The sequence below is a fragment of the Phenylobacterium sp. genome, assembly GCF_030654915.1.
Taxonomy (GTDB): domain Bacteria; phylum Pseudomonadota; class Alphaproteobacteria; order Caulobacterales; family Caulobacteraceae; genus Phenylobacterium.
The window spans coordinates 1-4,567 of record NZ_JAURWM010000045.1; the positions used below are offsets into that span (position 1 = coordinate 1).

Genomic DNA, 4,567 nt, shown 5'->3' on the forward strand with positions numbered 1-4,567 from the left:
TAGAATGCGACGCCTGCGTCGACATCTGCCCGGTGGACTGCATCACCTTCACACCCAACGGCGATGAGGAGGGCCTACGCGGCCGCCTCAGCGCCCCGGCGCTCAACACCGATCAGGCCCTGATGGTCTCGGGTGAGCTCAAGACCGGCCGGGTGATGGTGAAGGACGAGGATGTCTGCCTGCACTGCGGCCTCTGCGCCGAACGCTGCCCGACCGGGGCCTGGGACATGCAGAAGTTCCTGTTGGAAATGACCCATGCGGGGGGATCATGCCGCTAGAGGCGCTCAACGACTTCGTCGTCAAGTTCGCGAACGTAAACGGATCCGGTTCGGCGAGCGCAAATGGCATGTTCGCCAAGGCGATCCTGCGGATGGGCGTGCCGGTCGCGGCCCGCAACATCTTCCCGTCAAACATCCAGGGCCTGCCAACCTGGTTCGAGGTGCGGATCACAGAGGCCGGGCACCTGGGCCGCCGAGGCGGCGTGGACCTGATGGTCGCGATGAATCCGCAGACCTGGGACCGCGACGTGGCCGAGATCGAGCCGGGCGGATATCTCTTCTACGACTCCACAAAGCCGCTTCCGCCGTCCAAGTTCCGCGACGACATCACCGTGGTCGGCGTGCCGCTGACCGCCATGTGCAACACGGCCTACCAGCTCCCGCGCGAGCGACAGCTGTTCAAGAACATCATCTATGTCGGAGCCCTGGCCGCCCTGCTGGATATGGAGATGGAGGTCATCGAGACCTTGCTGGCGGAACAGTTCGCCGGCAGGGACCGACTGATCGCGGCCAATGTGGCGGCCTTGCACATGGGCCGCGACTACGTCGCCGAGAACCTCAAACCCCTGCGCCTGCGCGTCCGCCGCGCCGACAAGGTGGGCGACCGGATCTATGTGGAGGGCAACGCCGCGGCCGCGCTCGGCGCGGTCTATGGAGGAGCCACGGTCTGCGCCTGGTATCCGATCACCCCCTCGACCTCGCTGGCCGAGGCCTTCACCGGCTACTGCGAAGACCTGCGGATCGAGCCCGGCACCGACAAGGCGCGCTACGCCATCGTCCAGGCCGAGGACGAGATCGCGTCGATCGGCATCGTGATCGGCGCCGGTTGGAACGGCGCGCGGGCCTTCACCGCCACGTCTGGCCCCGGGATATCGCTGATGACCGAATTCATCGGGCTGTCCTACTTCGCTGAGATTCCGGCGGTGATCTTCGATGTTCAGCGCGGCGGGCCGTCCACCGGCATGCCGACCCGGACCCAACAGGCCGACCTGCTAGCGGCCGCCTACGCCGGTCACGGGGATTCCAAGCACCCCCTGCTGCTGCCTGCCGATCCCGGAGAGTGCTTTGAGATGGGGAGCCTCGCCTTCGACCTCGCCGACCGGCTGCAGACGACGGTCTTCGTCATGCTCGACCTCGACATCGGCATGAATGAGTGGCTGACCAAGCCGTTCGAATGGGATGACGAGCGTAAACTCGATCGCGGCAAGGTCATGACCTACGAGGATCTGGAGTCGGGCCGCGACTTTGGCCGCTACCTGGAGGTGGACGGCGATGGCATCCCCTACCGCACCTATCCCGGCACCCATCCAACCAAGGGCGGCTACTTCACGCGTGGGACCTCGCGCAATCCCTACGCCCGCTACAGCGAAGAGGGTTCGGTCTATGTCGGCAACATGGAGCGGCTGCTGCGCAAGTTCGACACCGCCCGCACCCTCGCGCCAGCTCCCGTTCGCCGCGACGCCAAGCGCGCGACCCGCGACGGGGTGATCTTCTTCGGTTCCAGCACCCCAGCCGTGCACGAAGCGCTGGATGATCTGGAACATCGCGGCCTGCACCTCGACGCCATGCGGATCCGCGCCTTCCCCTTCCCCGACGAGGTGTTCGCCTTCATCGCCGCTCACGACCGCATCTTCGTGATCGAACAGAACCGTGATGGCCAGCTCCGCTCGCTACTGATCAACGAAGGCGACGTCGATCCATCGCGCCTCACCGCCGTCCTGCACTATGACGGCACCCCAATCACCGCCCGCTTCATCGCCAGCGCCGTGCAGGGTTTGATGGCCGACCGGACGCCGATCCACGAGGCCGCCGAATGACCTACATCACCAAGCCTCAGCTGCATCACCCCCAGCTCAAGACCAACGCGCTCGGCTTTACGCGTCGCGACTATGAGGGGTCGGTGTCCACGCTCTGCGCCGGCTGCGGACACGACTCGATCTCGGCCGCGATCATCCAGGCCTGCTACGAACTGGACCTGCCGCCACACCGCATCGCCAAGCTGTCGGGCATCGGCTGCTCGTCGAAGACCCCGGACTATTTCCTCGGCAATTCCCACGGCTTCAACACCGTGCACGGCCGTATGCCCTCGGTGCTGACCGGCGCCAATCTCGCCAATCGCGACCTGATCTATCTGGGCGTCTCGGGCGACGGAGACTCGGCCTCCATCGGCCTTGGCCAGTTCGCGCATTCGATCCGGCGCGGTGTGAACATGCTCTATATCGTCGAGAACAACGGGGTTTACGGCCTGACCAAGGGGCAGTTCTCCGCCACCTCCGACAAGGGCTCAAAGTCCAAGAAGGGCGTGGTCAACCACGACGCCGGCATCGATCTGGTCAGCCTGGCCCTGCAAATGGGCGCGACCTTCGTGGCCCGTTCCTTCTCCGGCGACAAGGCCCAGCTCGTCCCGCTGATCAAGGCGGCCCTCAGCCATCGCGGCGCGGCCTTCATCGACTGTGTTTCGCCTTGCGTGCAGTTCAACAACCACGCCGGCTCCACCAAGTCCTATGACTATGTGCGCGAGCACAATGAGGCGGTGAACCGGATGGACGTGGTTCCTCACCGCGACACGATCACGGTCGACTACGCGCCGGGGCAGACCGTCCCGGTCGCCCAGCATGACGGCTCGATCCTGCAACTTCACAAGCTGGCGGAGCACTACGACCCTTCTGACCGCGTCGGCGCGCTCGCCTATCTTCAATCGCGCCAGGCCTTGGGCGAGATTGTCACCGGCCTGCTGTTCCTGGATCCCGAGGCCCGCGACTTGCACGAGAACCTCGACACCGTGCAAGCGCCGCTCAACACGCTCACCGAACGGGAGCTGACCCCTGGCGCCGCGGCGCTGGCCAGGCTCAACGCCGCCCTACGCTAGGCTCCAGACCGAGCCTCCCCTGAACCAACCCTGACGGCCGCCTCCCCTCGCCCGGCACGCGAGGCAGGGGTTTGACCGGATGGCTTGACCACGCGCCCGCTGGAATTGTGCACCAACGGGAGGCGCCCGTCTTGACTGACTTTGACCATACCCTCGCCCCGCACGAAGTTCGTAAGATCTCCGCCGACGCCTTCGTGTTCGGCTTTCCGCTCGTGCTAGTCGATCTGGTTCGACGCGCCCACCCGGTCGGCGCCAATCAGGTCCTGCACCTGCCTGACGACGCCGCTGACGTGGCGCCGGGGCTGCGCGGCGGCGATCCGCGCACGGTGCAATCCAGCGCCTGGATTGACCTGTCGGCAGGACCCATGACCGTTCACCTACCGGCGGTGGGCGGGCGGTATCTATCCATCACCTTGATCGACGCCTGGGGTGAAGTCGTGCCTGGCCTTTGGGACGCGCCGTATCCGGCCGAGGGGCGGAGCCTGACCATCGCCGGCGCTGGATGGCGCGGCGAGCGGACGACGGAGACGCCGGTGGTGCAGATCGCTACCGACGCCGTGTGGATGGTCACCCGGCTCGCGGCCCACAATGTCGCCGACCGCGAGGCCGCCCGCGCCCTGCTCGCCAGCCAGCGAATTGAGCCCTACGACGGCGAAAACTCCATACCGGCCTTCGCCCCGCCGATCCTGGAGCCGCCGGTAAGGGCGTCCGTGGAGGCGATCGCCGATTTAGCGCCAGAGATCTTTCTTCATCGCCTGGCGGTGCTTCTCGCACGTCACCCCCGTGTGCGAACGGGCGATGACCTCGCCGCCCTGGCCCAGATCGGCGTGACGCCAGGACGGCCCTATGTCCCGCCGCGGCGCGACAGCAAGGCATACCAGGCCGCCCTCCGTGGACTGGCCGATGGGCTCGCGCACATCAGGCACGCCGCGCGGTCCGCGCACCCCGCCGGGGGCTGGCGTCAGCTCTACGGCTCGCCACCCCATGACGCCCCCCTCGAACGCGCCAGCGCGGCGCTGTCGGGCCTCGGCGCGCCGGCCGCCGACAGCATCATGCACTTGATCTGCGAGACCGACGACGACGGGCGGCCGCTCAGCGGCGGCGAGCGCTACGAATGCCGTTTCGCCGCAGGGGAACTACCCCCTATCGAGGCCTTCTGGTCACTATCGCTCCACACCCGCCCGCCGCATGGCGAACTGCTGCTGCATCGCCACGCCTTGAGCGATCGCGATCGGTTGCAGCCGGAGCCAAACGGAGATCTACGGTTGCTGGTCCAGCATATGCCGCCCTCGGCAGACCAGGCCGCCAACTGGTTGCCCTCGCCTTCAGGGGAATTCGCCCTGGTTCTCCAGTTGTTTGGGCCTAGGGCCTCGGCTCTAAGCGGCGCCTGGTCTCCGCCCCCGCTACGGCGCATCGGGGC

At 66.7% G+C, this 4,567-nt stretch carries 4 protein-coding genes; all 4 read left to right on the plus strand.

Features of this window, described 5'->3' with window-relative positions; genetic code table 11:
• Window positions 1-278 (plus strand): NADH-quinone oxidoreductase subunit I (locus Q7T84_RS02085; protein WP_304805965.1); only part of this gene is annotated, 278 nt, incomplete at its 5' end.
• Window positions 269-2,095: a 2-oxoacid:acceptor oxidoreductase subunit alpha gene (locus Q7T84_RS02090; RefSeq protein WP_304805967.1), complete on the plus strand. Its 1,827-nt coding sequence runs from the start codon at window positions 269-271 to the stop codon at window positions 2,093-2,095. The genes Q7T84_RS02085 and Q7T84_RS02090, both read left to right, overlap by 10 nt.
• The gene (locus Q7T84_RS02095) at window positions 2,092-3,147 is read left to right on the plus strand and encodes a 2-oxoacid:ferredoxin oxidoreductase subunit beta (RefSeq protein ID WP_304805968.1); all 1,056 of its coding nucleotides are present in this window, start codon (window positions 2,092-2,094) and stop codon (window positions 3,145-3,147) included. Before Q7T84_RS02090 ends, Q7T84_RS02095 begins: the two co-directional genes overlap by 4 nt.
• A 131-nt stretch (window positions 3,148-3,278) precedes the next feature.
• Window positions 3,279-4,567 (plus strand): DUF1254 domain-containing protein (locus Q7T84_RS02100; protein ID WP_304805969.1); only part of this gene is annotated, 1,289 nt, incomplete at its 3' end.

Bases quoted from the DNA above. Each gene is read 5' to 3' on its own strand.
- Q7T84_RS02090 (WP_304805967.1), top strand. From the start codon at position 269: ATGCCGCTAGAGGCGCTCAACGACTTCGTCGTCAAGTTCGCGAACGTA.
- Q7T84_RS02095 (WP_304805968.1), top strand. From the start codon at position 2,092: ATGACCTACATCACCAAGCCTCAGCTGCATCACCCCCAGCTCAAGACC.